We start from the raw sequence: 22,393 nt of genomic DNA, 5'->3' as shown, positions 1-22,393 counted from the left end.
CAGCACGGATTCCCTAGGAGGGCAATCCGCGAGGTCAGCGCCGGCCACTCGCGCAATTGCCGTTCGAACTTCGCCAAGCGCCGCCATCAACCTGCGTCTGCTTTGTGTTTCCCAGTTCCGCCTGTCGTTCGTCATATCGTCACTTTTGGCGTTGCGTACATGCCCGTCCCATCCACTGCAAGCAAGCTCTCGGCGCCGTCGACCTGAACTCGAACCAAATAATCTCCGGGGATGACGTTGCTGAACGCCATCGTCACCGAAGGGGTCTCAGTGTTTGGATCGACTACGCCATTGCCCGGCGCCGTCTTGAAGCTGTAGGCCCGAGCCGGCCTGTTTGAAGGCGGATTGAACTCGTTCAAGAGCAGCAGTAGCCGTTGAGTCTTGCCGACGTTCGGATTGAAGTCCACCTGGATATTTCCTGATTTCACGTTCACGCCATCGACCACCGAGGCCACGACGCCGGTCGGAGGGTTCGGCGTGATGATCGGCCTGAGTACGAACGCCTCGATATTGGATTCGACCAGCGAGTGCGGCACCGGAGGTGTGCCCATCGCCATCGGGTGCACGACCTGGACCGTCTGGATACCCGCATGCATCCCTGCCGGAAGGGGTGCTAGCGAGAATGTGATCTGTGTCTCCCGCAACTCGCGGATGTGCGCGGTCAGATCGAATCCCCCGACCATGACTTGAGTCGTCCTGCCCCGAAGGTGTCGTCCCTTCGCGGCAAGCGTACTCACCCCGGTGATGGGCGCGATGTCGCTTGTCTCTTCTGTCACGCTGTCGAGCACCGGCTGAACAAACGGCACCACATACACGCTGCGAGCTGCGACGGGAAGCGCGTTCTTTGTCGGGCGGCTGCTCTCGATCAGAACCACGGTCACCTGATATGCCGCCGTTGCGCGATAGTGGGCCTGAATGGCAGCCCAGAGCTTCGAGATCTCTTCGGTATTCATCACCTCCGGCGAGATCTTCAGTTGTTCGACTTGATCCGCCAGCTCGGACGTGTTCAGAGCCGCGGGCCAGTCAGGCGGCTTGGGCAATGGGTTCAGTGCTTTACGAATCGCCTCTCGCGTGAGCACCGGCGTCTCGTGCAACAGCTGCATGGCATAGCCGAGGATGATCTCAGGATAAAAGTTCTTGGCGCCGTACGCGCTGATTAGGTAGTGCAGGTTTAGTGCGAGGGGGTTGTCGCTGATGCGCTCGCCGCTCCTGTTGCGCGTTGGTAGTCCGGCGTTGCGCCAGCCCTGATTGGGAGTGGCTTGATACAGAAAGAGGTTGAGCTGGGTGGGATCCTCGGCACCGGCAACGTCGATTTTGTCCGGAGCCACGGCGCTGACCGTGACGTCGCCGCCAACGATGTCGCCGACCTTATAGGCTTTAAGCCCGTTGGACAGCAGATCTTTTAGCACAGCAGTGGTCGCTGCAATTGCAAGGCCGTTGCTCAACTCTAGGCTCCGTTGCGTTTGTGTAAATACTCTTCAAGCGACATCGGGACGGTCGCCGGTGCATTGCGAATTGCAGTGGTTGTCGTTGCGGGGGGCGACATGATGGCGCGCACGTCCACACGTCCGATGGTGATGTGAATTGACTGTAGTTCTTCTTGAGACGGCAGCGGCGCCTCGAGAGGCGCCGCCTTCGATTCGCTCAATACAAGCTCCGGCCTGACGACAACGCCGGTGTGAAGCGGCGGTTTGCTCCGCGCCTCGCGTGGGGCGATCGGGCCAAGCGCGGCCGGCTCGCGGGTGGACTCGATTACGTTCGCCTCCTCGATAATTGAGATTGTCGGCGGCTCGTCGTGTACCGACTCGCTTTGAATCGCAGTAGGGCGCGGTCGGTACTCTTTGTGATCAGGCGTTTCAGCCCTCTGCCCGCCTTTGGCCGGCTTATTCTCCGATTCCGGCTGTCGCGAGGCGCTCCGAATCGGCGAAGAGAGCGGCTGTTGCAAAACCGGTTGGATTTCGCGTTGAAGGTTTGCGCGTCGTCCGGCTGCTTTGAGGGCAGCGAGCCTCATCTCGGCGCGGGAAGATCGCGCTGATTGTGCGAGCCCAACCATGTTCTCCGCCACGCCGGCCGGCTCGGCCTGCTCATTGCCGCTCTTACTTGCACGCTGCGGTGGGACGACCGGTTTCTTTGCAATCGGCTCCAGAAGCCTGATCCGAGGTCCCGACGATTCAAATACGGACGCGACCCGCGGCCTAATCAACTGCGGCTGTGCGACGGCTCTTGCGGCAATTATGTTCAAGTAACTTGTCATCCGCTGACCATGTTCAGGTAGATGCTTCGGCGCGTGGCGCTCATCTCGAGTATGTCCGCTTCACGCCATCCGTAGGCTGATGCGAGCGAATGCACCTCAAGCAGCAGCCGCTGCGCCCAAGCATCAAGCTCGCCCCACAAGAACGCGAGAATGTCGAATACGGCGCTCCATTTGGCGCTGCAGGCAGGGCAGTCGAACTCAAGGTGAACATCTGCCTGCGAGTCCATTTCAAGCATTTCCCGCTCGATTTCCGCCACGATCTCTTCCGGCAGCGCGCCAATCGGCAACTGGGCTGAATTTCTCCGCGCTGACAACACGCAGCGTTCAAGGAGAATCTTCCTGGCGGCCTCAGCATCTTGTTGGTCGCCGGCTGCCAGCAGATCGTTGCTGTCTGGTAAGCGGAACCGCACCTCGTATCCGTTCGCCGAGAGTGCGCCAGGCTCGTCGGCCGCCGACCCGGTTGATGTGCGCAAGTCCTCGACGTAACAGTAGGTTTCCAATTGCTCGCCGCATTTCGGGCAATTGGTTATGCCGGACAGTGTCGCGCCGAAAGCGGACTCGCGAACGGACAAGAGCAGCCCGTCGCGCTGACCGATGCTCAAGCGGGCCAGCGCTTCTCGGTCGAGGTCGGGGCACGCCATGCTGAGGAGAGCGAGTGCCCGCCGGGCGAGAGGCTGACCGGACCCTTGCTCCCAGACTTCTAACAATTCACCAGCAGAAAAGGGACGCATACGTCTTCGCTGTCCGCGCCGATCATTTAAACCGGCGGCTCGGTGAAGGTAGGCTCGCTCGGCTCCGACACTTCGTAATCGCGCTCCCAACCTTCGTTCTCGAGCTTGAGGCGCGAGATAGCGACCGCATTCGCGTTGGCGTCGAGGTCCGGCAACGACTGAAACTCTGAGACCCAACAGCGATGGACTTTGTACGCAAGTGCGAGTTGCCCGGCTTCGTTGTACAACTCGATGATGATGTCCTTACGAAAGTCCTTGAGGGACGTTTCCGCGCCAAGTCCCGAACCGTAGTTCCAAACCTTGTTTGCCCATTTTTCGAATTCGGCGTCGTGCGTGACGCCGCGTTCCAGCGTGACGGCATCATATTCGGTCCGGCCCGGCGATTTACGGCTTGTGCTGGGATCCCCGCCCTCTCGATGCTTCACCACTTCGGTGGTACGCTTAAGCGTGCTGACTTTGCTGATGCCGGCCACGTAGCGTCCTTCCCATTTGACCCGGAACTTGAAATTCTTATAGGGGTCGAACCGATGCGTGTTGACGGTAAACTGCGCCATGGTGTCTCCTCCGATTCACAAGCCGTCCAATAGCATTCCACTCCTCACGTGGGCTGCAGGTCACCCTTCTATGTCGCAATCTGCCCGGCCATCTGCTGCAGCTTGATGATTACGAACTCGGCCGGCTTCAACGGGGCGAATCCGACCACGATATTGAGGATGCCGAGGTTGATGTCGTTCTGCGTAGTGGTTTCCTTGTCGCATTTGACGAAGTAGGCATCACGCGGTGCCGTGCCTTGAAACGCGCCCTGCCGAAAGAGGTCGTGCATGAAGGCGCCGAGGTTGAGCCGAATCTGCGCCCAGAGCGGCTCATCGTTCGGCTCGAACACGACCCACTGTGTGCCGCGATACAGGCTCTCCTCCAGGAAAAGCGCCAGACGGCGGACCGGCACATATTTGTATTCATCCGCCGCCGCATCGGCGCCACGCATAGTCCGCGAACCCCACACCACTCGTCCGTGCACTTTGAACGTCCGTAGACAGTTGATGCCCAAGGGATTCAGCAGTCCGTTATCCGCATCGTTGAGTTCGACTTGCAGGCCGACTGCCCCGAGTAACGAAGCATCCAGTCCGGCCGGAGCTTTCCAGACGCCGCGCTGGGCGTCGGTGCGTGCCATGATTCCCGCGATGGTTCCGCAGGGGACGAAGGTATCGACCTGTCCGCCGAGCATGGGGTCGGCTTGTTTGATTCGAGGAAAATACAGGGCAGCGTTGCGGGCCTGGGGACCGGTCAAGTTCATGCCGGCCGCGCCGCTCTGAGCCGAGCTCACCGATTTCCACGCATCTTGGGGATCGACGAGCAACATGGCCCGTCGATTGAAGCAGTAGATGAGGGCGTCCTGATAGACCTTATCCGGTACGTTGCTGCCGCGGGTATCCGGCGGGATGCATAAGAGGTTGAAGAGGTCGACTTTCTCCAACTGATAGAGACCGGTCTTGGAGGACTGGCTGCCCTGGTAGGCCGCGAGATCGAGCGGCGCACTGTCGACGGCGATGTCGGAAGCCGGTGATGACTTCGCACCGGTAGATTTGCTGGAGGAGGAATCCCATACATCAGGGTCCGTGAGCGCACCGGGGTGCGCGGCAGGGAGTATATTCGCCGGTAGCGAGGTGAGAACCTTTACGAGATTCGATTCCGTAGCAAGGACGCGATCGGCCCGCCTCGCGCTTTCCTTGGTTGTGAGGTTGAGGAAGGTTTCCGTCACCCCCGTGGTCTTGTCCCAGACGGTCAGATTGAAGAGGTCGCTCGCGTTCACGCCTAGATTGTCTGCTGCGGCTACTGCGTTGGGGTCGGTTGCGGGGTTCTGATCAACACGCACGCGCACCATCATGCCCCACGCCCCTTCCGAGGCCGCCTGCAGCGTCAGGTTCGTCACATCGTAGGTGGCCTTGGAGGCGCTCCCCGTGACGGCCTTATAGAGACGAACGATGACGGCCTGCCCGCCCCCGTTCGTGAAAAAGTCTCGCACGGCATAGCTCATGGTCATGTCTCTGTGGAGCCCGCCGAAAGTCCGCTCAAATTCAGCAAACGAGGTAATAGTGACCGGCGCATCGGTTGGTCCGCGCAGCGCCTTTCCAATAAAGGCCGTAATTGCCGTTGCCACACCGGTAATCGTGCGAACGCCACTGGGTAACTCTTCGATGTACACGCCCGGATACGTTGGTTGGGCTGGCATGAGATCCTCCCTGCTATGTTCGGCAAGCTACTCGCACTCTGATTGCCCTAGCTGGCTGTCCGTCCGACGTAGATTGTTATCGGAACATCTTGCGTCCCTTTGTTGCTGAACTTGATCTTCGTAGGAGGTCGTTCCAATAGTCCCACGGCACCAGCACCGAGAAGTACTTGAGGGCCATCAAGCGTCACATCTTTGGATCCTCCTTCCACTTTGTACGTCACTAGGTCGTCATAGTTGTCTCTGATGATCATCAAGAATTTCACCTTTTTAGGATCAGATGCCGGTTGTACTTCGATATCTTTACTGTCGCCTTTCTTGATGTCGGTTTTGACGATATCCACTGCTTCAATATCAATTGGATTGTAGGGCTTCAGTGGGGGAGTAGCGGCTTCCATTTGCACGGTAATTGTTACCGAGATTGTCTGTGCCATAGAGTTCCTCCTCGTGTACTCACAGATCCGCAGCGGCTAGAGTCATCTCAACGTTGGATCCCGCTCCTAATCAGCTTGCGAAGAATGTGTGCGATGTTCACCATCTGAGGCGCCGGTACTTTGTGACGGCATGAACGAAGACGTTGCGCATAGACGGTTTGTCCATCAGGTGCTAAACAAAGAATCATGAGATCGGGATAGACCGCTAACAACTGACTACACAACCCCGGCTCGCCGCTTCCCTCCTGCGCGAGAATTACAGCATCGGCATTAGTCCGGCCGGTCTCCTGAAGAATCTTTATCGGGCCGCGACAAGCGCCGACGACCTCCATATCGTCTTGCTCCTCTAACAGTCTCCGAATGGCATCGGGAACCATTAAGGGGTGATTAGCCAAGAGCACCCGGATCTTGTCCAACAGTGGACCTCACAACTCTGTTGCCGGCCACTCTACTCGCATCGAAAGCACAGACCAATGAATCTGGAGTATCAATTGAGATCTAGAATGGAAGCACAAAGGATCTAGATCCTTATCTAGATCCCGCCTGCGGGAATGAAGAAAGTGAACGGCGCTGTGGGGCGAACTTTTGGACTCAGACTTCGGTGGAGCGAACACGAGGTGGGAACCGAAACTACGAGTGACTGACGGTGGGAATATTGTGTGATTTAAGGTACTTCACGGCGGAATGTCGATTACGGATTTGCAACTTGTCGAGCATGTTGTGTACATGGTTCTTAACGGTCGAGATCTCGATGTGAAGCCGGGCTGCAATTTCCTTGTTGCTCAGCCCGTCATCAATCAACTGTGCTATCTCAGACTCACGTCTTGTGAGACATGTCCCCTTAGGAGAATTAGCCAGCAGGGAGGCCTGTCGGCGCGCGAGCGCGGACATACGGCTGAATGCGAGGTTGGCAATTCTCGGAGAACACAGCGTCTGCCCATTCATCACCGCATGCACATTCTCGATAAGATCCCCCAAGGAGTCGTCAATCAATACATACCCCGATGCCCCCAATTCTTCGATGCAGGCGAGAATATCTGCATCAGTATTTGGCACACCAACTACAATTGTTTTTGCAGTGAAATCGACTCTCTCCAGCAGTGTCAGCTCTAAGTGCGATCGGCTGTTCTCGTAGTTGAGTAGGAGAATATCCGGCGTAAACTCGAACAAATCGTGAGCCGCGGATTCCAGAGAGGGACAGTTGCAGACGATCACCATCTCTTCGCGCAGAGCGAGATACTCTGCCAGGCATTCCCGGTACAGACGATCGTGGTGGACGAGGGCTAAACGGATCTCATGCATACGACAGTTGCCTTGCGTTCGCAATGAACCTGAGCAGCGAAGGGAAACCTGCCGGATTTGTCGACGGAGGTCAATAGTTTTTAATGCACGTATTTCACGCATCACGCGCTGTACTGCCTACGTAGCGTGTTGCGACAGTAGCGCCATATAGATCGTGTGGGGCTTGAATGATGGGCAGATAATTCGATTGAGTAGGCTAGTCGCCTCTCTTCAATAGGCGTAGAGTGCGACAATACGGTATCTTGAGACGATCCAGGCATGTTTCAAGGTCGCCGAGATCTCTTGGCGTCGAGCGCAAGCGGGTTCTGCGGGAAACGCACTGTCCTCCGCGAGATACGAAATACGACGTGTGGCGTGCCATTGAAATAGGAGCACAGACAGACCATGGCGATGAAGAAGCGCGGCAAGGTGAGTTGGGCGACCGAGGGATGGGACGTTCAGACTGAGGGGACGGTTCGTGGACCGCGGCGTGGGGCGGCGGTGGAAGATCCCTTCGCAGCGAAGCTTGCGGCGACCAACCGGTGGGAGGTCGAGCAAACCTTGACGGCGACACCCAAGCTCCGGCGCGGCGAAGCGGCACCGACTCCCCTCACGCTCGACGTGGAGGGACGGGCCGACGAGGTTTATGTCGTGATGACGCGCTATGCCTCCGGCGCCATTCGCTTTCATTTTCCCTCCGAGCCGGCCAGACGCGGAACAAGACGAGGCGGCCGTGTCGTCCATCACTTTTCCATCCCTGTGCCTGCCCAGACAGACGCGGGGACCGGCCGCCGCGGGTTCATCAGTGCCGCGATCAAGACGGTCGTCCTGAAAATCGCCGGCGCGGTCGCGGACTTTGTGCTTCCGAAACTGGCCTACCTCTGGGAAACGGCGGCGTGGAAGATTGCCGGGCGCCGCGAGGGGTGGCTCTCGGTGGATTCCGCCGGACTCGGAAGCAAGGAGGTTCTTCCGGCAGCCGACCTCTCGACGCTGAGTACGTCCGACCGGAACCTGCTCTTTCTTCACGGCACCTTCTCCAACACCAAGTCAGCCTTCAAGGGGTTGGGCAGCACCCAAGGCGCGGATGGGCAGACGTTCTTCGAGAATCTGCGGGAGGTCTACGGCAATCGCATCTACGGGTTCGATCACTTTACGGTGAGCCGCACGCCCGAGGACAACGTCAAGATGTTGCTCGAAGCCTTGCCGAACCGCCCGACGGCGTTCGACGTCGTCACCCACTCGCGCGGCGGCTTGGTGTTGCGGCATTTGGTCGAGCGGCGGGAGCTCTTTCCTGGGCTCGCCGATCGGTTTGCGGTCGGGCGAGTGGTGCTGGTCGCCAGTCCGAACGAAGGGACCCCGCTGGCGTCCCCCGACCATGTCTCGACCTATACCAACTGGCTGTCGAACGTGCTGGAACTCTTCCCCGACAATCCGTTCACGACGGGATTGGAATTCGTGAGCGAAGCCCTGTCTTGGATCGCGCGGCGCATCGGCGGCGGCTTGCCGGGGCTTGCGTCCATGGACAGCAAGGGAGAGATCATTCGCGCGCTGCAATCCCCGCCCGGGCCCCCGGCCGAGGCCTACTCCGCCTTGGTGGCGAACTACGAACCGGATGACAAAGTCCTGCAGCGCATCGTGGATGCCGGTGCGGACCTGTTTTTCCAGACGGCCAACGACCTCGTCGTGCCGACCGAGGGCGGCTGGCGTGTCGACCGCGCGACCGGCGTGGCGATTCCCGGCGACCGCGTCGGCTGCTTCGGCCTCGGCGGCAATCTCGTTCAGCAACATCCGGTCAACCACGTGAATTTTTTCGAGGACCAGACCACGGTGGATTTTCTCGTCCGTGCCTTGCGTGGACAGGCTCAACCGTCGACGGCGGTGGACGTCGAGACCAACCTGCCCTCTGGCCGGCGCCGAGGGATGGGAAGAACCCAGGCGGCCCCCGCGTCCCGCATCGAGCCTCGACCGGCGCCGCCGACTCTTTCCCGCGACACGCGCCAGGCTCCTCCGGCTGCAGCCCCGGTCCCTCGGCCGACTGAACCGGAGGACGTGTTTCAGATCGCGGTGATCGATCCCCATCCGCAGGACAATGTGGCCGACCTCATCGCCACCTTTCGCAATGCCAGGGTGACGGAAAAGTTGCGGAAGCGGCGAGAAGCGAAGGGCGGGCCTACTCGATCCTCGTCGGAAGGAGACAGCGGCACGACGCAATGGCAGCAGATCATTGCCGTGCAGAAGCGCATCCAGGGCTATATCGACGGCAATCCCAAGTTCACCAGCCTTCCCGGCGATGACGACTTGCGGCGGCTCGGCACCGCGTTGTTCAAAACGCTCTTCCCCGGCCAGGTGCGGCGCCTCTACGACGCGGCGCGCAGCGAACAGGCCAGCCAGCGGTTGCATATGATTTTTACGTCGGACATCGATTGGATTGCCGACCAAGCCTGGGAATTCATCTACGATCCCGACCGCCAGAATTTCCTCGCGCTCGAGGAGGTCAACTTCACCAGAAACGTGCTGACGGCCATTCCAGCCGATCGCCTGCCCGAACGCACGGGACCGATGCGGATTCTGGTGGTGGTGGCCCAGCCCTTGGGGCTCGCCAAGTTGTCGGTGGATGAGGAAGCGGATGTGATCCGCAGCGGATTCCGCCGGCTGCTCGACGCCGGGTTGGCCGACGTCGAGCTTCTGCTCGATGCCACGCCTGAATTGCTGCACCGCACGCTGGAAGCGGCGCCTGGGCCGTTCGATGTGCTGCATTTCATCGGGCATGGGGAGTTTCGTGCGTCGGAGGGCACCGGCTACTTGGTATTTGAGAATGCCCAAGGCGGCGTGCAGGAATTGGATTCCGATACGTTGCGTCAAATCGTCTGCCGCCGGGGGATTCGGTTGGTCTGTCTGAACGCCTGCGAAACAGGCCGCGGCGGTCGCGAGCATTTCAACCGCGGCGTCGCGCAGGCCCTGGTGTCGGGCGGCGTGCCGGCCGTCGTGGCCAATCAATATCCGGTCTTGGACGTATCGGCGACGGCGTTCACGCGACATTTCTATTGGGCGCTGGCGCTGGGACAGTCCATCGGCGACGCGGCCCGCGAGGCGCGGGTCTCGGTCAACTATGCGATTTCCGGAGAAGCCATCGATTGGGCGGTGCCGGTCGTCTTTGCCCGCAACCCGGCGCAGCGGCTCTGCCTCCCCCGTGCGGCGGCGGACTATGAGCGGACGGTCAGCGCGGAGACCAGGCGCTATCGGAAGGCGACGGAAGGACGCAAACGAATCGCCATGTGGAACGCGCACCGCATGATTCCTCATCTCCGTGAGATCTGCGACCAGTTGACCAAGGCGCAGGAGGTGTATACGTTCGAACCGGTCTCGTTCCCCGCCCCGATCGGTACCTGGCGGCGTGAACAGAGCAAGGGAGAAGCCTTTGTCGTGGCGGAGGCGCTCTATCAAAAGCTGAAGACAAAGCCGAGAGAGCTGGGCGTGGATCATCTGGTCTGCATCACGAACTTTCCCCTCGAGGCCGAGGGCGAACTGTATCGTTACTACTGGGAGCAACATCCCCTGTCGTTAGCGTCCACCTACGGTCTGCTCGACAAACTCGCCGAGCACGGTCTGACGGTCGAGCGGCTGATGGCGAATTTGGCCGCTGGAGTCGTGGCGGGCATCCCGGCGCATAAGAAGGGAGCGAAGGACTGCCTGCTGTATTACAACGATGCGCGCGATATCCGTTTGATCGCGGGCCGCGCGAAGTTGTGCGAGACGTGCCGGAAGAAATTCAGGGGGGAAGAAGGCACGAAGCGCTTGCGAGTGGTCGAGCAGCTCCTGGCAGCGTACCCGTGAGGAAGAAATCTACGATGCGCAGTCGTAGACGGTGGCAGTGTTCATGTCAGAAGTAGACTGGTACGCCCGGGCAGGTTGGACCGACTTAGTCTGCGCCGAATTCCCGCACGGCTTTGGCTAGATTGTCCGGTGTGCCGATGTCGAGGTAGCGTTCGCCGGGGAATTTCACGCTCTGGATCGACAACCCCGCCTTCAATGCGGCCTGCAGGACGACGCCCATGGCCAAGTCTCCGCCGGGATCGTTGGCCTTGCTCGCAAGCCGGTCGAGATTACGTTTGGTCTCAGCGGCTCGGAGAAAGCCGTGGAGAAAAGTCGTGAAGGCCGGCGTCCAGACGGCAAAGTGCCAGCCGAAGGTGAGTGTGGTCGAGGCCGGTTTCATCACGATCTCCCGGACGCGCCCCTCTGCGTCGCTGTCCACCATGTCCCAGACCCGCGGCTCTTCAATCTCATGGAGACCGAGCACCACGTCGGCTCCGGTCCTGTCCTGCTGCGCAATCAGCCGCGCAAAGGCATCCGGCGGGCCGAAGAGGATGTCCGGAAATCCGAAGGCAATCCGGTACCGGGACACGAAGTCATAGGCGCGATCCATCGTGTCCGGCGGTCCGAGTGAACCGGGAATCACGAGATACGCGAGCGACATCCCGACGCCCTGCCCTTCGCGGAAATAGTTCGGAATGTCCCATTTGCCTTCACGAATCACGATGAAGGTTTTGTCGATGCCGGCCGTTTGAAATTTGTCCAACAAATACTGGGCCGAGACTTTGGGCCGAGGCAGGCCGGTCTGCGGGTCCCTCGAGAACCCGACAGGAAACAATTCCTTGCTGCAGGGAAAAGGCTGGAGGCGCTTGGCTTGACCGGCTGCGGGAATGAGCCCGACGATCTCCGGCTGTGCGCCCGCGCCTGTCGACTGTGACCTCGTCATACGCGTCGCATTATCGCTGGTTTCTCCATGCGAGTCTATGTCGCGGGTGGATCGTCTAGCGAGAGGCGCTGCCGACGATCTCCCGATAATACTCCTCCAACATGCCGTGTCTGGCTGCCTCGACGATCACCAACTGGCGCTGATCGTAGGTGTTCGCGACGTAGAGGTAAACCAAGCTGCCGCTGACCCCGAGTTCGGCGTGCAGTTGGCGACCCTGTGATTGATCTGTCGTCACCTCCTGCAGCACCCGGCGAGCCGGGAGTTGCTGCCAGGCCTCCTGTGCCGAGGCCCAATGGTTCTCATAGAGGGGGGCCTCCCCGTTCAGCGAACCCTTCATGATCGAGGTGAGGTCCAGGCGAGGCGCATCATCCGGTTCCGGTTGCTCGTCCCAGCATTGAGACGGCTGCTCCCGCGACAAGACGTAGAGGGGACCGTCTTCAATGATTTCCTCGACCGAGTGGTAGCGGATCGGCAACGGTGGTAACAGTGGCTCCAGTCTCCGTGCCGCGAGGGCCCGCTGGAATGGAACCCGCCGTGAGAGCAGTCTCGCCTTTTCGAACACGATGACCCGTCCCCCGGAAGCAAGCACGTTAGAGAGTCGGTCCAGCCGGACCCCGATCTCCGTTCGCCTTTCGAACGCCTGCTGCGTGAGCGGATCGTAATCCCGTTCAAACGTCTGCCACGAGCGGCTCGGCAATCCGAGATCCTGCTCGGCCTGGAACAGCGTATGGGTGGCGATGATCAAGGGATAGCAGCCGGATAGTATCTCCTTGTCGAGATCGGCACACTCGAACTGCACGTTCGTCACCCCCATCTCTCTCGCGCGACGCCTCGCGACCTCGATCGATGCGGAGGAGCGGTCGATGCCTATGACGCGGCAGCCGGGGTGCTGCGCGGCGTAGAAGGTGGTGAGGATGCCGATGCCGCAGCCTACATCGAGGATCGATGGTCGTGATTCGATCAAGGCTGTGACCCGGGAGCCGACCTCGAGGTAGTAGTCGTAGCGCTGACTGTAGAGTGCGGGGATGAGGGCAGGTTGAGCTGTCAGGTCGTAGAAGGCAATGTCGGCTTCAGGGCCGCCTTGCCGCCTGGATTCCACGGCGCGATGGAGCGCGGCGAGGTCCTCGGCACGAAACGAGGCCTGTTGCCAGCCGAAATAGTCCCGGTCGGAGGTGAAGCGGCGGAGGCCCCAGGCCTTCAGGTGTTCGTGAAGCGCAGCTGGTATCTCGTCATGCAATCCGGCAGGCACGGGATCCTCTTCACGAGATACGCACGACGATTCACGAGCTACGGCCGCTTGAGCATGATGGCGTCGGTATAGGTCAGCGGAACAGGATGGGGCTGCCTCAACTGCCCGCTTCCGAACACCACGTACTTTTCGCAGGTCAATTGCCGCAAGCCGATCGGTCCACGAGCATGGAGCCGTGAGCAGCTCAGCCCGACATCCGCACCGAGCCCGAGGCTGTCGCCGGCGTTCAGCCGCGTGGAGGCGTTGACGAGCACCGTGCCGGCATCGATTTCGCGGGAGAAACGCAGGGCCGACGCGTAGGACTTCGTGACGATCGTGCAGGTATGGCTCGGACCGTGTTGCACGATGTGGGAGACGGCGTCGTCGAAGCTCGGCACCATCTTGATGTTGATCGAGAGTCCTTGGAACTGTTTGTTCCAATCCCCTTCGTCGGCCGCTTTGACGGCCTTGTGTCCGGTCATGAGCATCTGTCCCATGAGCGCCACGGTTTTCGGGCAGCCGATGACGTCGACCTTGAACTCGTCCAGCAGCCGGAGGATCAGAGCCGGCAGGAGCGGGCGCGCGAGGCCCTGGTGCACCAGCAATGTGTCGCACGAATTGGCGGCGTTGGCCTGCTGGACCTTCGAATTGATGACGATGTTTTGCGCCATCGGGATATCGGCGTCTTCGTCGATGTAGACATGCGTAATGCCGCCGTCATGGGAGAGGATCGGCATCTTCGCCTGCTCCTGCACGACCTTGCGCAGGCCGGCGCCGCCGCGTGGAATGATCGCGTCCAAGGCTTTCCCGGCGCGGATCAATTCGAGCGCGACTTCTTTCTCCTGTCGTTCGATGAGCAAGAAGCCGTTCTTCGGAACCCCTGCTTCTTCAGCGGCACGGTAGAGGCAGCCGGCGATCACCTGTTGCGTTTGTGTCCAGTCGGCCGATCCGCGAAACACGCAGACATTGCCGGACTTCAAGCAAAGCGCGATGCTGTCGATGGTGGCGAGCGGGGCCATCTCCGAAACGACTCCGATGACCCCCAGCGGCGAGCGCATGCGGGCGACCTGCATCCCATTGGGTTCGTCGTGTTGCTCGATGACTTCGCTCAGCGGATCGGGGAGATCGGCGATGCGGTTGAGCCGGTCGACGATGGCTTTGACGTCGTCGGCCGTCATGCGGACTCGGGCGACGGCTTCCCGTACCCGTTCCCGGTTGCTCTCGCCGGCCATGGTCTTGCCGATCGCCTCGACATCCTGCTCGTTGGCCTGGAGGATGGCTTCCTCCGCTTCGGCCACGTTGGCGGCCATCAAACGCAAGGCACGATCTTTAGTCGGTCCCGACAGGAGCGACATCGGACGCGCGGTTTCACGCAAAAGTCTCAACAGTTTATCGACGTACATCTTAACGGGGACTTCAACCATGATTGCCTCGTCGTTCGTATCTCGTGAAGCGTGATGCGGCAGGCGGCACGTCTTACTGCTCAATTGCCGCTCGGCCCGTTCCATGCGCCCGAGTTTTATCGGCGCTGGACTATAGCACGCGATTTTTTTACGAGTCAAAAGACTCTTGGTCCAATGGGGAGCGAAACCGAGGCATGATCATCGACATTGTGAGAGACGATCGGACCGACCTTCACTAGTCGGCGGGACCGTTGCGAGGAGAAGGATGTGAAGATGCGTCAGCGGGAGGGAGATTTGTCGGCGCTCTGTTGCGACTTGCTGTGCAACATGCCGCTCGGGGTGTAGGAGCGAAGACCGGTTTGGACTTCTTGGGCGCGATCGAGACAGCGGCAGGCCTGCCTGTTCCCGTTCTTGCACTTGTGACCTTCGTTGATCAGCGTGCGGACAATGGTCTTCTGGTCCGCATCGAGGCCGTCTTGGTCGAGATCATAGGTGCCGGGCTGAAGTCCCTGCTTCTGCCGCTGAATCATGAACAACTGATCCCGTTGTTCTTGTGTCAGTCCCTCGAGCATCGTTTCCACCGAGCATTGTCCCGGCTGGGCCAGCACCTTGGCATTGACGTGGTCAGGGGGATTGTCCGTGAAATGCAGGTTTCCGTCCTTGTCGGTCCAGGTGTACATTTCCGCGTTGGCCGGCGTCGCACCCACGCATAGGGCTATGAGCAGAAGCAATGTCGCCTGGAGTTGGTACGGCATGTGGCGGCTCCGGTGAAAGGATCGGACAGGTCTAGAGGACCCTTGTGTAGTCTAGCAGAGCCCCTGCATCCCGCAAGTTCCCCTATGTTTTCGTTGAGATGGCTTCACCCGGTGGCTGGGTCGAACGCCGGGGAGCAGTAACCCTATCCATTTATAGGGCCCGGTTATAAGGCCCGGTCTCCTGCGCTTCCTCCACCGGTCTGCTGAGCCGAGCCTGTTGGCGCAAGGCCAGCCACCGGCTCAGCCAGAGCCAGCCGACCATGAGCGGCACCAGCGCCCCGGCAAGTTGAGTCGCCGTCACCCCCAAGGCCTTGATCCCCGACACCAACCAACCGCTCGAGGCGTCCCCTCCCCGTGAGATCGCGGTGTCGATGAAGTTCTTCGCCTTATATTTTTCTTCGCGACTGAGTACCGTGAACAATACCTCCCTCGCCGGCTTCGACAGCGCATACTCCCCCACCCGTCGCAGGACGGAGAAGGCCACGTACACCGCCAGCCCAGGCCAAAGGGCGATGCCCAGAAATCCCAGGAGGCTCACGAAGGGCAGAACATACAGCGCCGAGACGAGGCCGAACCGGTCGACAAGCCGGTTGGTCAGGAACAGTTGCGTCAGCCAGGTCAGGACGTTGGTTACGAAGTCCAGAGTCGAGAAGAGACGGGTCCGTTCCTCGGGAGTCGAGAGGTACTCGGAGACCAATCGCGTCTGCTCGAAATACAGAAACGTTGCCGTGGCCGTGAGCAGAAGCAGATAGCCGCAGATTCCCAAGAGATAGGGGGAGGAGAGCGTCAGCCGGATTCCTGAGAACAAACTACCGCCCAACGGCTCACCGGCATTGTCCCGGTGCGACGCGGTCTGTTCGTGGCACCAGCCCTCCAGCTTGGTGATGCAACCGAGGCAGGCCAGCATGAAGAGCGCCGAGGCGAGCATGAGGACGGGCACGGGAAAGAGATAGGTCAGTCCGGTCGTGATGAGGGGCCCGAACAAGGCGCCGGTACTCCCGCCCGCCGCAATCATGCCGAACACTCGTTTGCCCTGCTCCGGCGTGAACAGGTCCGCCATGAAACTCCAGAATACCGACACGACGAAGAGGTTGAACACGGAGAGCCAAATGAAGAACCCGCGTGCGACCCATTCCATATGCTGTTGCATCGTCATTAAGAGATAGAACAGCGCGAGGTTCGAGATGAAGAAGGCGTAGACGGTCAGCAACAGGCGATAGCGGGAGCAACGGGCGGACAACCAGCCGAACAGCGGTGTCGAGGCGAGCAGCGTGAGAAACGTGCCGGTCATCATCCAGGGCAAGTTCTTGATGCCGCCCTCGATGGCCATCTCGTCCCGCACCGGTCTCAGGATGTAGTAGCCGCAGAGGAGGCAAAAGAAATATGCGAAGGACCAGGCGAGCGGCGGCACTTCCTGGGGCTCGACGTGAACGAAGCGGGCGAACGTGCGGCGAATGGGCAACATGCAGCTCCGAGTGCGGCGCCAGTGTAACAGGCCACCGCTGTCCTGTCCGAAAAATTTGCTACAATGCCGCGCCGACGGAACGGAACGCCTGTTTCAGAAAGGACGACACATGCCCCGGACGATCATCGATCTGCGAAGCGATACGGTGACCAAACCGACTCCCGCCATGCGCGAGGCCATGGCCCGCGCGGAGGTCGGTGATGATGTCTATGGCGAAGATCCAACCGTCAACCGCCTGCAGGACATGGCGGCCGCTCTGCTCGGAAAAGCTGCGGCGCTCTTTGTCCCCTCCGGCACGATGGGCAACCAACTCTGCGTCCGAGCGCAGGCCGAGCCTGGCCGAGAAGTCATTGTCGATGCGCAGGCCCACATCGTGCGCTACGAGCAGGGGGCGGCCGGCGCGCTGGCCGGCGTCCAACTCCATTGGGTGTCGGGAAGCCGAGGGCTTCTCACCGCCGAACAAGTCGAAGACGCCATCCGTCCCAAAGATCCCTACACGATTCAGACGGCGCTGATCTGCCTGGAAAATACGCACAATGCCGGTGGGGGCAGCGTCTATCCGATCGAGACGATCAGCGCCATCCGCCGGGTGGCCGATCGGCAGGGCCTGCCGATGCATTTGGACGGAGCCCGACTCTTCAATGCCGTCGTCGCGTCCGGTGTCTCGGCCGCCGAGTACGCCCGCTACTTCGACACGGTCACGTTCTGTTTGTCCAAGGGGCTAGGTGCCCCGGCGGGATCGCTCATTGCGACCGATGACCGCGCTCTGGCGGAACGGTTGCGTCGATTTCGTCGCATGTACGGCGGCGCCATGCGCCAGGCCGGAATCCTTGCCGCCGCGGGAATTCATGCGCTGGAGCACCACATCACGCGGCTGGCTGACGACCATGCTAATGCCAAACGATTCGCAACATTGTTGGCTGCTATTCCGACCGTCTCGATCGATCCCAGTTCCGTCGACACGAACATCATCTTCTTCGACATCAAGGACAATGGGCAGCCGATCCAGGACATCGTCTCCACGCTGAAGCAAGAGGGCGTGTTCATCAGCGCAACCGGCGGACGAACCTGTCGCGCGGTCACCCACCTCGATGTCTCGTCGAAGGATGTCGAGCAAGCCGCCGCCGTGCTGGCCGGTATCCTTCGGTGAATCGGGACCTCCGACGTTGACAGGGTGGCGGTCCCCTTTTAGAATGCCGATATCATCGGTCAGGCAAACAGGTGCGTGTGACGTTTTCCGCAGTGTCCTTTCAACAAATCAGCCGCATTCTCGATCTGACCGATCAGCTCGGATTGAATCGGGAGTGGGTCGAAATCCCCCTCTCCCCTGAACGTCCGGGCCTCGTCCGCCGGCTCCAGAACGGTAAATTGGAAATCGTGGTCGATGCCGACCAGCCGTTCGAGCAATGGCTTTCGGGGCTCGAGCAACAGATTCGATCCGTGCAAGCACCCTGACGATTCACCCGCTGGATATTTGGCCGGAATACTCTATGGACACATCCACATCCCCTGTTCCCGCAGCCTCTTCCTCGACGCCGCCGACGGCGGCTGAATTGCAAGCCGAACTCCTTGACGTACCAGAACCGCCTGAAGCGCCGCCGACGGTGGAGCCGCCCGGCTTCGATCAGGCGATGGCGGTGGCGCTGCGGTATGTGCGCGCGAAACGCGGGGGCGACTTGGTCGGGATCATTCTCGTCGGATCCGGTTGCCGCAAGGCCGTGACGCCCCACAGCGACATCGACCTGATCGTGTTGGTCAAGGGCGCTGCCGAAGGGCAGGAGTATATTCGGGTGGCCGACTGGTTGATCGACATCCGGTACGGTGAACACAAGACCGTCAGCGACGACATCGAGTCCTCTCCCCGGCTGGCACCGTTGCTCCGAAAGGGACGTGTGCTCTACGATCACGAGGGCGTCGCGGGCAAGCTCATCGACAAGGCGGCTCAGCGTTTTCGCCAAGGGCCCCCACCCACGTCCCTACACGAGCAGATCAGGCTGAAGGCCGAATGCCTGCATCTGCTGGGAAAGGTGGAGGACATGCTCGAGCGACCCACGACGGCGTACTATCTCTTGCAGACGTTTTTCGAAGAATGCGTGACGGCCTTTTTCCGCATCAGAGGATTCTGGCTCACGGCTCCCGTGGACGTGCTTCGTTTCATGGCGTCGCGAGACCAGGCGCTGGGCGACCTGGCCAGCCAGTTTCTCAGCGCGGCGACGCTCCACAGTCGCCTCACGTGCGGCCGGCGTTTCGCCGACATCCTATTCAAAGATGTCCCGCTGCCGCCGCGGGTGGATTGACGGGCGCTCGTTTCCATCGGTCGTAGACTTGCGTGTCCCACCGCGCTCCGCCGTCGGAGCCCCGAAGAGAGGATTCCCATGGAACTCGGATTCATCGGACTGGGCAAAATGGGTTTGAATATGGTGACGCGGCTGCAGCTGGGCCGGCATCGAGTGGTCGTCTACGATCGCTCGACGGACGCCGTCAAGCAGGCCGAAGCGCAGGGGTGCGTGGGCGCCGCGTCATTGAGCGAACTGGTCGGGAAACTGACGGCGCCCCGTGCCGTGTGGATCATGGTCCCTTCCGGCGCCCCGACCGAAGAGACCGTGCAGGCCGTGGCCAAGTTGCTTCAGCCCGGCGACACGATCATCGACGGAGGCAACACCCGCTTCCATGATGATGTACGACGAGCGGCTGAGTTGAAACAGACGGGCCTTCACTATGTAGACGTCGGCACGAGCGGCGGCATCTGGGGACTCAAGATCGGCTATTGTCTCATGATCGGCGGGGAGGAGGCCCCGGTGCAGCGCCTGACCCCGGTGTTCCAGACCTTGGCGCCGGAATCGGGGTGGGCCCATATGGGCGCCCATGGAGCCGGTCACTACGTGAAGATGGTGCATAACGGCATCGAGTACAGCATGATGCAGGGGTATGCCGAAGGGTTCGAGTTGATGGCCAAGAGCGAATACCGCCTCGATCTGGCGAAGATTGCCGATCTCTGGATGCACGGCAGCGTCGTCCGCTCATGGCTGCTGGAGTTGGCCGCGGGCGCGTTGCAGGCCGATCCGAAACTGACCGGCCTCAAGGGCTTTGTGCAGGACTCCGGCGAAGGGCGCTGGATGATTCAGGACGCGATCGACAAGGACGTGCCGGTGCCGACGCTGACGACCGCGCTCTTTACGCGGTTCCGGTCCCGGCAGGAGGAATCCTTTGCGGAAAAAATGCTGGCGGCGTTGCGCAACGCGTTCGGAGGCCATAGCGTCCGCCGCTGATGCACGGGAGTCTCATGTCCGCCCCGACGACACCGATCCAGATCCAGATCGCCCCGGAGCCGGGAGTTCTCCCGGAGGGTTGCACGCTCGTGATTTTCGGCGGGTCGGGTGACTTAGCGAAGCGCCGCCTGATCCCGGCCCTCTACAACCTTCTGCTGGACGGCCTACTCCCCGCCAAATATGCCGTGATCGGACTGGGGCGAAAGCCGATGACCGACGAGGCGTTCCGGGGCATTGCCCGCGAGGGAGTCATCGCCCACTCTCGGCAGGCCCTCGTGCCGGAGACCTGGCAACAGTTCGAACGGCATCTGTTTTACCTTCAGGGCGAAAACGGAGAGGCTCAGACGTATGAGGCGTTACGAAGCCGTGCCGAACAGATTGAACAGGCGATGCAGTTGCCGGGCCATCGTATTTATTATCTGAGCATTCCCCCGAGTTCATTTACCCCCGTGTGCGAAGGTCTGGCGAAGGCGGGCCTCGCTACCCCGCCGCAATCCGGCCGGCCCTACTCCCGGATCATCGTCGAGAAACCGGTCGGCCGGGACTTGGCTTCGGCTCAGGCGATCAATGCCGTCACGGGCCGCGTGTTCGATGAGTCGCAAATCTTCCGGATCGACCATTACCTGGGCAAAGAAACCGTACAGAATCTCATGGTAGTGCGATTCGCCAACAGCATTTTCGAGCCGATCTGGAATCACAAGTACATCGATCACGTCCAAATCACCGTGAGCGAAGCCGAAGGGGTCGGCACCAGGGCGACCTACTACGAAGAGGCCGGCGCGTTGCGCGACATGGTGCAAAATCATCTGCTCCAACTCCTCTGTCTGGTGGCGATGGAGCCGCCCTACTCTCTCGATCCGAACGTCGTGCGCAATGCCAAAATGGAAGTGTTGCGCTGTCTGCGGCCTATCCAGGGGCAAGAGGTGGAGCGGTACACCGTGCGGGGTCAGTATGGGGACGGCCAGGCGCACGGTGCGCCCCAACAGGGGTATCGCAAAGAAAAGGGCATCTCGCCCGATTCCACCACCGAGACCTATGTCGCCGTCAAAGCGTTCGTTGAAAACTGGCGTTGGTCCGGCGTGCCGTTTTATCTCCGGACCGGAAAGGCCCTGCCGAAGCGCGCGAGTGAAGTCGCCGTCCAGTTCAAGGACATTCCACAGATTCTTTTCAATGCCGACCCTGCGCTTCCGCAACCGGCCAACGTGCTGACGCTGCGCATTCAACCGGACGAGGGGCTGTCGCTACGCATCATCTCGCGTGTGCCGGGGACGAGAGCCCAAACGCATCCGGTCGAGATGGATTTTCAGTACAGCGACGTCTTTGGACGTCCCTCGCCGGAAGCCTATGAGCGTCTGCTCTTGGACGTGATGCTGGGCGACGCGTCGCGTTTCATGCGGCGGGATGCGGTGGAAGCATCCTGGGCTTGGGTGACCAACATCCTGGAGGGCTGGGAGCAACAGCGGCTCAGTCGGTTGCCGGAGTATCGGGCTGGTTCTTGGGGGCCGGCTGAGGCGGAACGGATGATGAAGGACGATGGGCGGAGCTGGCGAATTCTTTAGGCGGCGCTGATGCCCAACTGCTGTCGAATCTGATCCTTCTTTCCAATTCCTCCGATAAAACGCACAAACTCTCCCTGTTCGAACAACGCCAGCGCCGGCAGCGAGCTGATCTCGTGCTCGGCCGGAATCTGAAACTCTTCCTGCACGTTCATCTTGAAGATCGCGAGCTGATCGCCCATTTCACGCTGAAGCGCTTCCAGCTCTCCCAGCAATGCGCGGCAAGGTCCGCAGCCCGGTTGCCAGAACTCCACGAGCACCGGGCCAATGGCCGCGGCGACGACACGGTCGAAATCCCGATCCGTGATGTCCCGGATCACGCGGAAACCTGACCGGGCAGCAAGTCGGCGACGATCTGTTCAAACAACAATGTGCCGAACAGCCGGTAGCCGGTGGTGGTGAGGTGCAGCCCGTCGTTGGAATAGGCCGCGGCGAGTTGCCGAGATTCCGGTTCGGCCGTGGCGGCAAAGAGATCCAGGTAGCGCAGAGAATGGCGTTCCGCGTAGGCTGCGATCAAGTCGTTGAGCTGCTGCCGATGCGCGATATGCCCCGCCACCCACTCCTCCGCTTCCCTGTTTCCCGCGGCATCTTCGACCCGTATCGAGGGGACCGTCACCGGGATGGGTAAGATCATAGCGGCACGCGCGAGTTCGTACATCTTGGTCAGGTTACGCATGATCTCCGCCGCATCCGCATTCCAACCAAGGTCGTTGGTGCCACCGAGAATCACGACGGCTCGAGGCTGGTGACGCAGGACGTCGGCGCGAAACCGCATGACCATCTCGCCCGTCACTTCTCCACAGATGCCGCTGATCCTCACCCGTCCGCGCGAGCCGAGCCGTTCTTGCAGCACGGCTCCGTAGGGTGTCTCAAGGGCGCTGGGGTTGGCCCTGCTGGGCGTTTGATACCCGGCTGTGAGACTGTCTCCGAAACAGATAATGAGCGGGAGGTCGGTCGCATCCGTCATGGGTGGGATTCTACCGGCCTCGTGACACGCGTCGCAATGGGATCCGTGCCCCTAGGCCGAGCAGCCC

Annotated in this window: 20 protein-coding genes; 6 read left to right on the top strand and 14 right to left on the bottom strand. The window is 60.7% G+C overall.

All coding sequences use genetic code 11. The features are described from left to right. Window positions 1-131: 131 nt before the first annotated feature. The 7 genes from KF814_00280 to KF814_00250 form a co-directional block, all read right to left on the bottom strand. The gene (locus KF814_00280; protein ID MBX3234558.1) at window positions 132-1,445 is read right to left on the bottom strand and encodes a DUF4255 domain-containing protein; all 1,314 of its coding nucleotides are present in this window, start codon (window positions 1,443-1,445) and stop codon (window positions 132-134) included. 2 nt (window positions 1,446-1,447) lie between these two features. Then, window positions 1,448-2,242: a hypothetical protein gene (locus KF814_00275; protein ID MBX3234557.1), complete on the bottom strand. Its 795-nt coding sequence runs from the start codon at window positions 2,240-2,242 to the stop codon at window positions 1,448-1,450. Window positions 2,243-2,250: 8 nt separating this feature from the next. Then, a complete protein-coding gene (locus KF814_00270; protein MBX3234556.1) occupies window positions 2,251-2,985 on the bottom strand; it encodes a hypothetical protein in 735 nt (244 codons plus the stop codon). Window positions 2,986-3,011: 26 nt separating this feature from the next. Then, window positions 3,012-3,539, bottom strand: a complete 528-nt coding sequence (locus KF814_00265) for a phage tail protein (protein ID MBX3234555.1) — start codon at window positions 3,537-3,539, stop codon at window positions 3,012-3,014. Between the two features lie 68 nt (window positions 3,540-3,607). Further along, window positions 3,608-5,215, bottom strand: coding sequence for a phage tail sheath family protein (locus KF814_00260; protein MBX3234554.1), 1,608 nt, complete (start codon window positions 5,213-5,215; stop codon window positions 3,608-3,610). 47 nt (window positions 5,216-5,262) lie between these two features. Then, window positions 5,263-5,646 (bottom strand): hypothetical protein, encoded by a 384-nt coding sequence (locus tag KF814_00255; GenBank protein ID MBX3234553.1) that lies wholly within the window; start codon window positions 5,644-5,646, stop codon window positions 5,263-5,265. Between the two features lie 630 nt (window positions 5,647-6,276). Then, window positions 6,277-6,948 carry a response regulator transcription factor gene (locus KF814_00250; GenBank protein ID MBX3234552.1) on the bottom strand — a complete coding sequence of 224 codons (672 nt, stop codon included), beginning with the start codon at window positions 6,946-6,948 and terminating at the stop codon, window positions 6,277-6,279. Between the two features lie 384 nt (window positions 6,949-7,332). On the opposite strand from KF814_00250, the gene KF814_00245 reads away from it, so the two are divergent. Beyond that, window positions 7,333-10,761 (top strand): CHAT domain-containing protein, encoded by a 3,429-nt coding sequence (locus KF814_00245; GenBank protein ID MBX3234551.1) that lies wholly within the window; start codon window positions 7,333-7,335, stop codon window positions 10,759-10,761. Between the two features lie 85 nt (window positions 10,762-10,846). Here the strand turns inward: KF814_00245 and KF814_00240 are convergent, their stop codons facing one another. From KF814_00240 to KF814_00220, 5 genes are all read right to left on the bottom strand, one after another. After that, window positions 10,847-11,683 (bottom strand): hypothetical protein, encoded by an 837-nt coding sequence (locus KF814_00240; GenBank protein ID MBX3234550.1) that lies wholly within the window; start codon window positions 11,681-11,683, stop codon window positions 10,847-10,849. A 55-nt stretch (window positions 11,684-11,738) separates the two neighbouring features. Continuing rightward, entirely contained in the window at window positions 11,739-12,932 is a 1,194-nt protein-coding gene (locus KF814_00235) for a methyltransferase domain-containing protein (protein ID MBX3234549.1), read from the bottom strand. A 38-nt stretch (window positions 12,933-12,970) separates the two neighbouring features. Then, entirely contained in the window at window positions 12,971-14,335 is a 1,365-nt protein-coding gene (locus KF814_00230; GenBank protein ID MBX3234548.1) for a glutamate-5-semialdehyde dehydrogenase, read from the bottom strand. 257 nt (window positions 14,336-14,592) lie between these two features. After that, window positions 14,593-15,069, bottom strand: coding sequence for a DUF4124 domain-containing protein (locus KF814_00225; protein ID MBX3234547.1), 477 nt, complete (start codon window positions 15,067-15,069; stop codon window positions 14,593-14,595). 151 nt (window positions 15,070-15,220) lie between these two features. Continuing rightward, window positions 15,221-16,534, bottom strand: coding sequence for an MFS transporter (locus KF814_00220; protein ID MBX3234546.1), 1,314 nt, complete (start codon window positions 16,532-16,534; stop codon window positions 15,221-15,223). Window positions 16,535-16,643: 109 nt separating this feature from the next. On the opposite strand from KF814_00220, the gene KF814_00215 reads away from it, so the two are divergent. From KF814_00215 to zwf, 5 genes are all read left to right on the top strand, one after another. After that, on the top strand, window positions 16,644-17,684 hold the full coding sequence (locus KF814_00215) for a low specificity L-threonine aldolase (GenBank protein ID MBX3234545.1): 1,041 nt from the start codon (window positions 16,644-16,646) through the stop codon (window positions 17,682-17,684). A gap of 77 nt (window positions 17,685-17,761) precedes the next feature. Beyond that, window positions 17,762-17,989, top strand: a complete 228-nt coding sequence (locus KF814_00210; protein MBX3234544.1) for a hypothetical protein — start codon at window positions 17,762-17,764, stop codon at window positions 17,987-17,989. Window positions 17,990-18,024: 35 nt separating this feature from the next. Then, window positions 18,025-18,831: a hypothetical protein gene (locus tag KF814_00205; GenBank protein ID MBX3234543.1), complete on the top strand. Its 807-nt coding sequence runs from the start codon at window positions 18,025-18,027 to the stop codon at window positions 18,829-18,831. 78 nt (window positions 18,832-18,909) lie between these two features. Further along, window positions 18,910-19,803, top strand: coding sequence for a decarboxylating 6-phosphogluconate dehydrogenase (gnd, locus tag KF814_00200; GenBank protein ID MBX3234542.1), 894 nt, complete (start codon window positions 18,910-18,912; stop codon window positions 19,801-19,803). 14 nt (window positions 19,804-19,817) lie between these two features. Beyond that, window positions 19,818-21,362: a glucose-6-phosphate dehydrogenase gene (gene zwf, locus KF814_00195; GenBank protein ID MBX3234541.1), complete on the top strand. Its 1,545-nt coding sequence runs from the start codon at window positions 19,818-19,820 to the stop codon at window positions 21,360-21,362. Here zwf and KF814_00190 read toward each other — a convergent pair. Both KF814_00190 and KF814_00185 read right to left on the bottom strand, forming a co-directional pair. Next, window positions 21,359-21,679 (bottom strand): hypothetical protein, encoded by a 321-nt coding sequence (locus tag KF814_00190; protein ID MBX3234540.1) that lies wholly within the window; start codon window positions 21,677-21,679, stop codon window positions 21,359-21,361. The genes zwf and KF814_00190 overlap by 4 nt on opposite strands. Further along, window positions 21,676-22,326 (bottom strand): hypothetical protein, encoded by a 651-nt coding sequence (locus KF814_00185; protein ID MBX3234539.1) that lies wholly within the window; start codon window positions 22,324-22,326, stop codon window positions 21,676-21,678. The genes KF814_00190 and KF814_00185 overlap by 4 nt, the downstream gene beginning before the upstream one ends. Window positions 22,327-22,393: the final 67 nt, after the last annotated feature.

This window comes from Nitrospiraceae bacterium (genome assembly GCA_019637075.1).
Lineage (GTDB): Bacteria > Nitrospirota > Nitrospiria > Nitrospirales > Nitrospiraceae > JAHBWI01.
Note: the sequence above shows the minus strand (reverse complement) of the source record. Positions and strands in the feature narration are given on the sequence as shown.

What these genes read in the sequence shown, in the direction of transcription:
- KF814_00270 (MBX3234556.1), bottom strand. Translation starts at nt 2,985, where the DNA reads ATGCGTCCCTTTTCTGCTGGTGAATTGTTAGAAGTCTGGGAGCAAGGG.
- KF814_00265 (MBX3234555.1), bottom strand. Translation starts at nt 3,539, where the DNA reads ATGGCGCAGTTTACCGTCAACACGCATCGGTTCGACCCCTATAAGAAT.
- KF814_00260 (MBX3234554.1), bottom strand. Translation starts at nt 5,215, where the DNA reads ATGCCAGCCCAACCAACGTATCCGGGCGTGTACATCGAAGAGTTACCC.
- KF814_00255 (MBX3234553.1), bottom strand. Translation starts at nt 5,646, where the DNA reads ATGGCACAGACAATCTCGGTAACAATTACCGTGCAAATGGAAGCCGCT.
- KF814_00250 (MBX3234552.1), bottom strand. Translation starts at nt 6,948, where the DNA reads ATGCATGAGATCCGTTTAGCCCTCGTCCACCACGATCGTCTGTACCGG.
- KF814_00245 (MBX3234551.1), top strand. Translation starts at nt 7,333, where the DNA reads ATGGCGATGAAGAAGCGCGGCAAGGTGAGTTGGGCGACCGAGGGATGG.
- KF814_00240 (MBX3234550.1), bottom strand. Translation starts at nt 11,683, where the DNA reads ATGACGAGGTCACAGTCGACAGGCGCGGGCGCACAGCCGGAGATCGTC.
- KF814_00230 (MBX3234548.1), bottom strand. Translation starts at nt 14,335, where the DNA reads ATGGTTGAAGTCCCCGTTAAGATGTACGTCGATAAACTGTTGAGACTT.
- KF814_00225 (MBX3234547.1), bottom strand. Translation starts at nt 15,069, where the DNA reads ATGCCGTACCAACTCCAGGCGACATTGCTTCTGCTCATAGCCCTATGC.
- KF814_00220 (MBX3234546.1), bottom strand. Translation starts at nt 16,534, where the DNA reads ATGTTGCCCATTCGCCGCACGTTCGCCCGCTTCGTTCACGTCGAGCCC.
- KF814_00215 (MBX3234545.1), top strand. Translation starts at nt 16,644, where the DNA reads ATGCCCCGGACGATCATCGATCTGCGAAGCGATACGGTGACCAAACCG.
- KF814_00205 (MBX3234543.1), top strand. Translation starts at nt 18,025, where the DNA reads ATGGACACATCCACATCCCCTGTTCCCGCAGCCTCTTCCTCGACGCCG.
- gnd (MBX3234542.1), top strand. Translation starts at nt 18,910, where the DNA reads ATGGAACTCGGATTCATCGGACTGGGCAAAATGGGTTTGAATATGGTG.
- zwf (MBX3234541.1), top strand. Translation starts at nt 19,818, where the DNA reads ATGTCCGCCCCGACGACACCGATCCAGATCCAGATCGCCCCGGAGCCG.
- KF814_00185 (MBX3234539.1), bottom strand. Translation starts at nt 22,326, where the DNA reads ATGACGGATGCGACCGACCTCCCGCTCATTATCTGTTTCGGAGACAGT.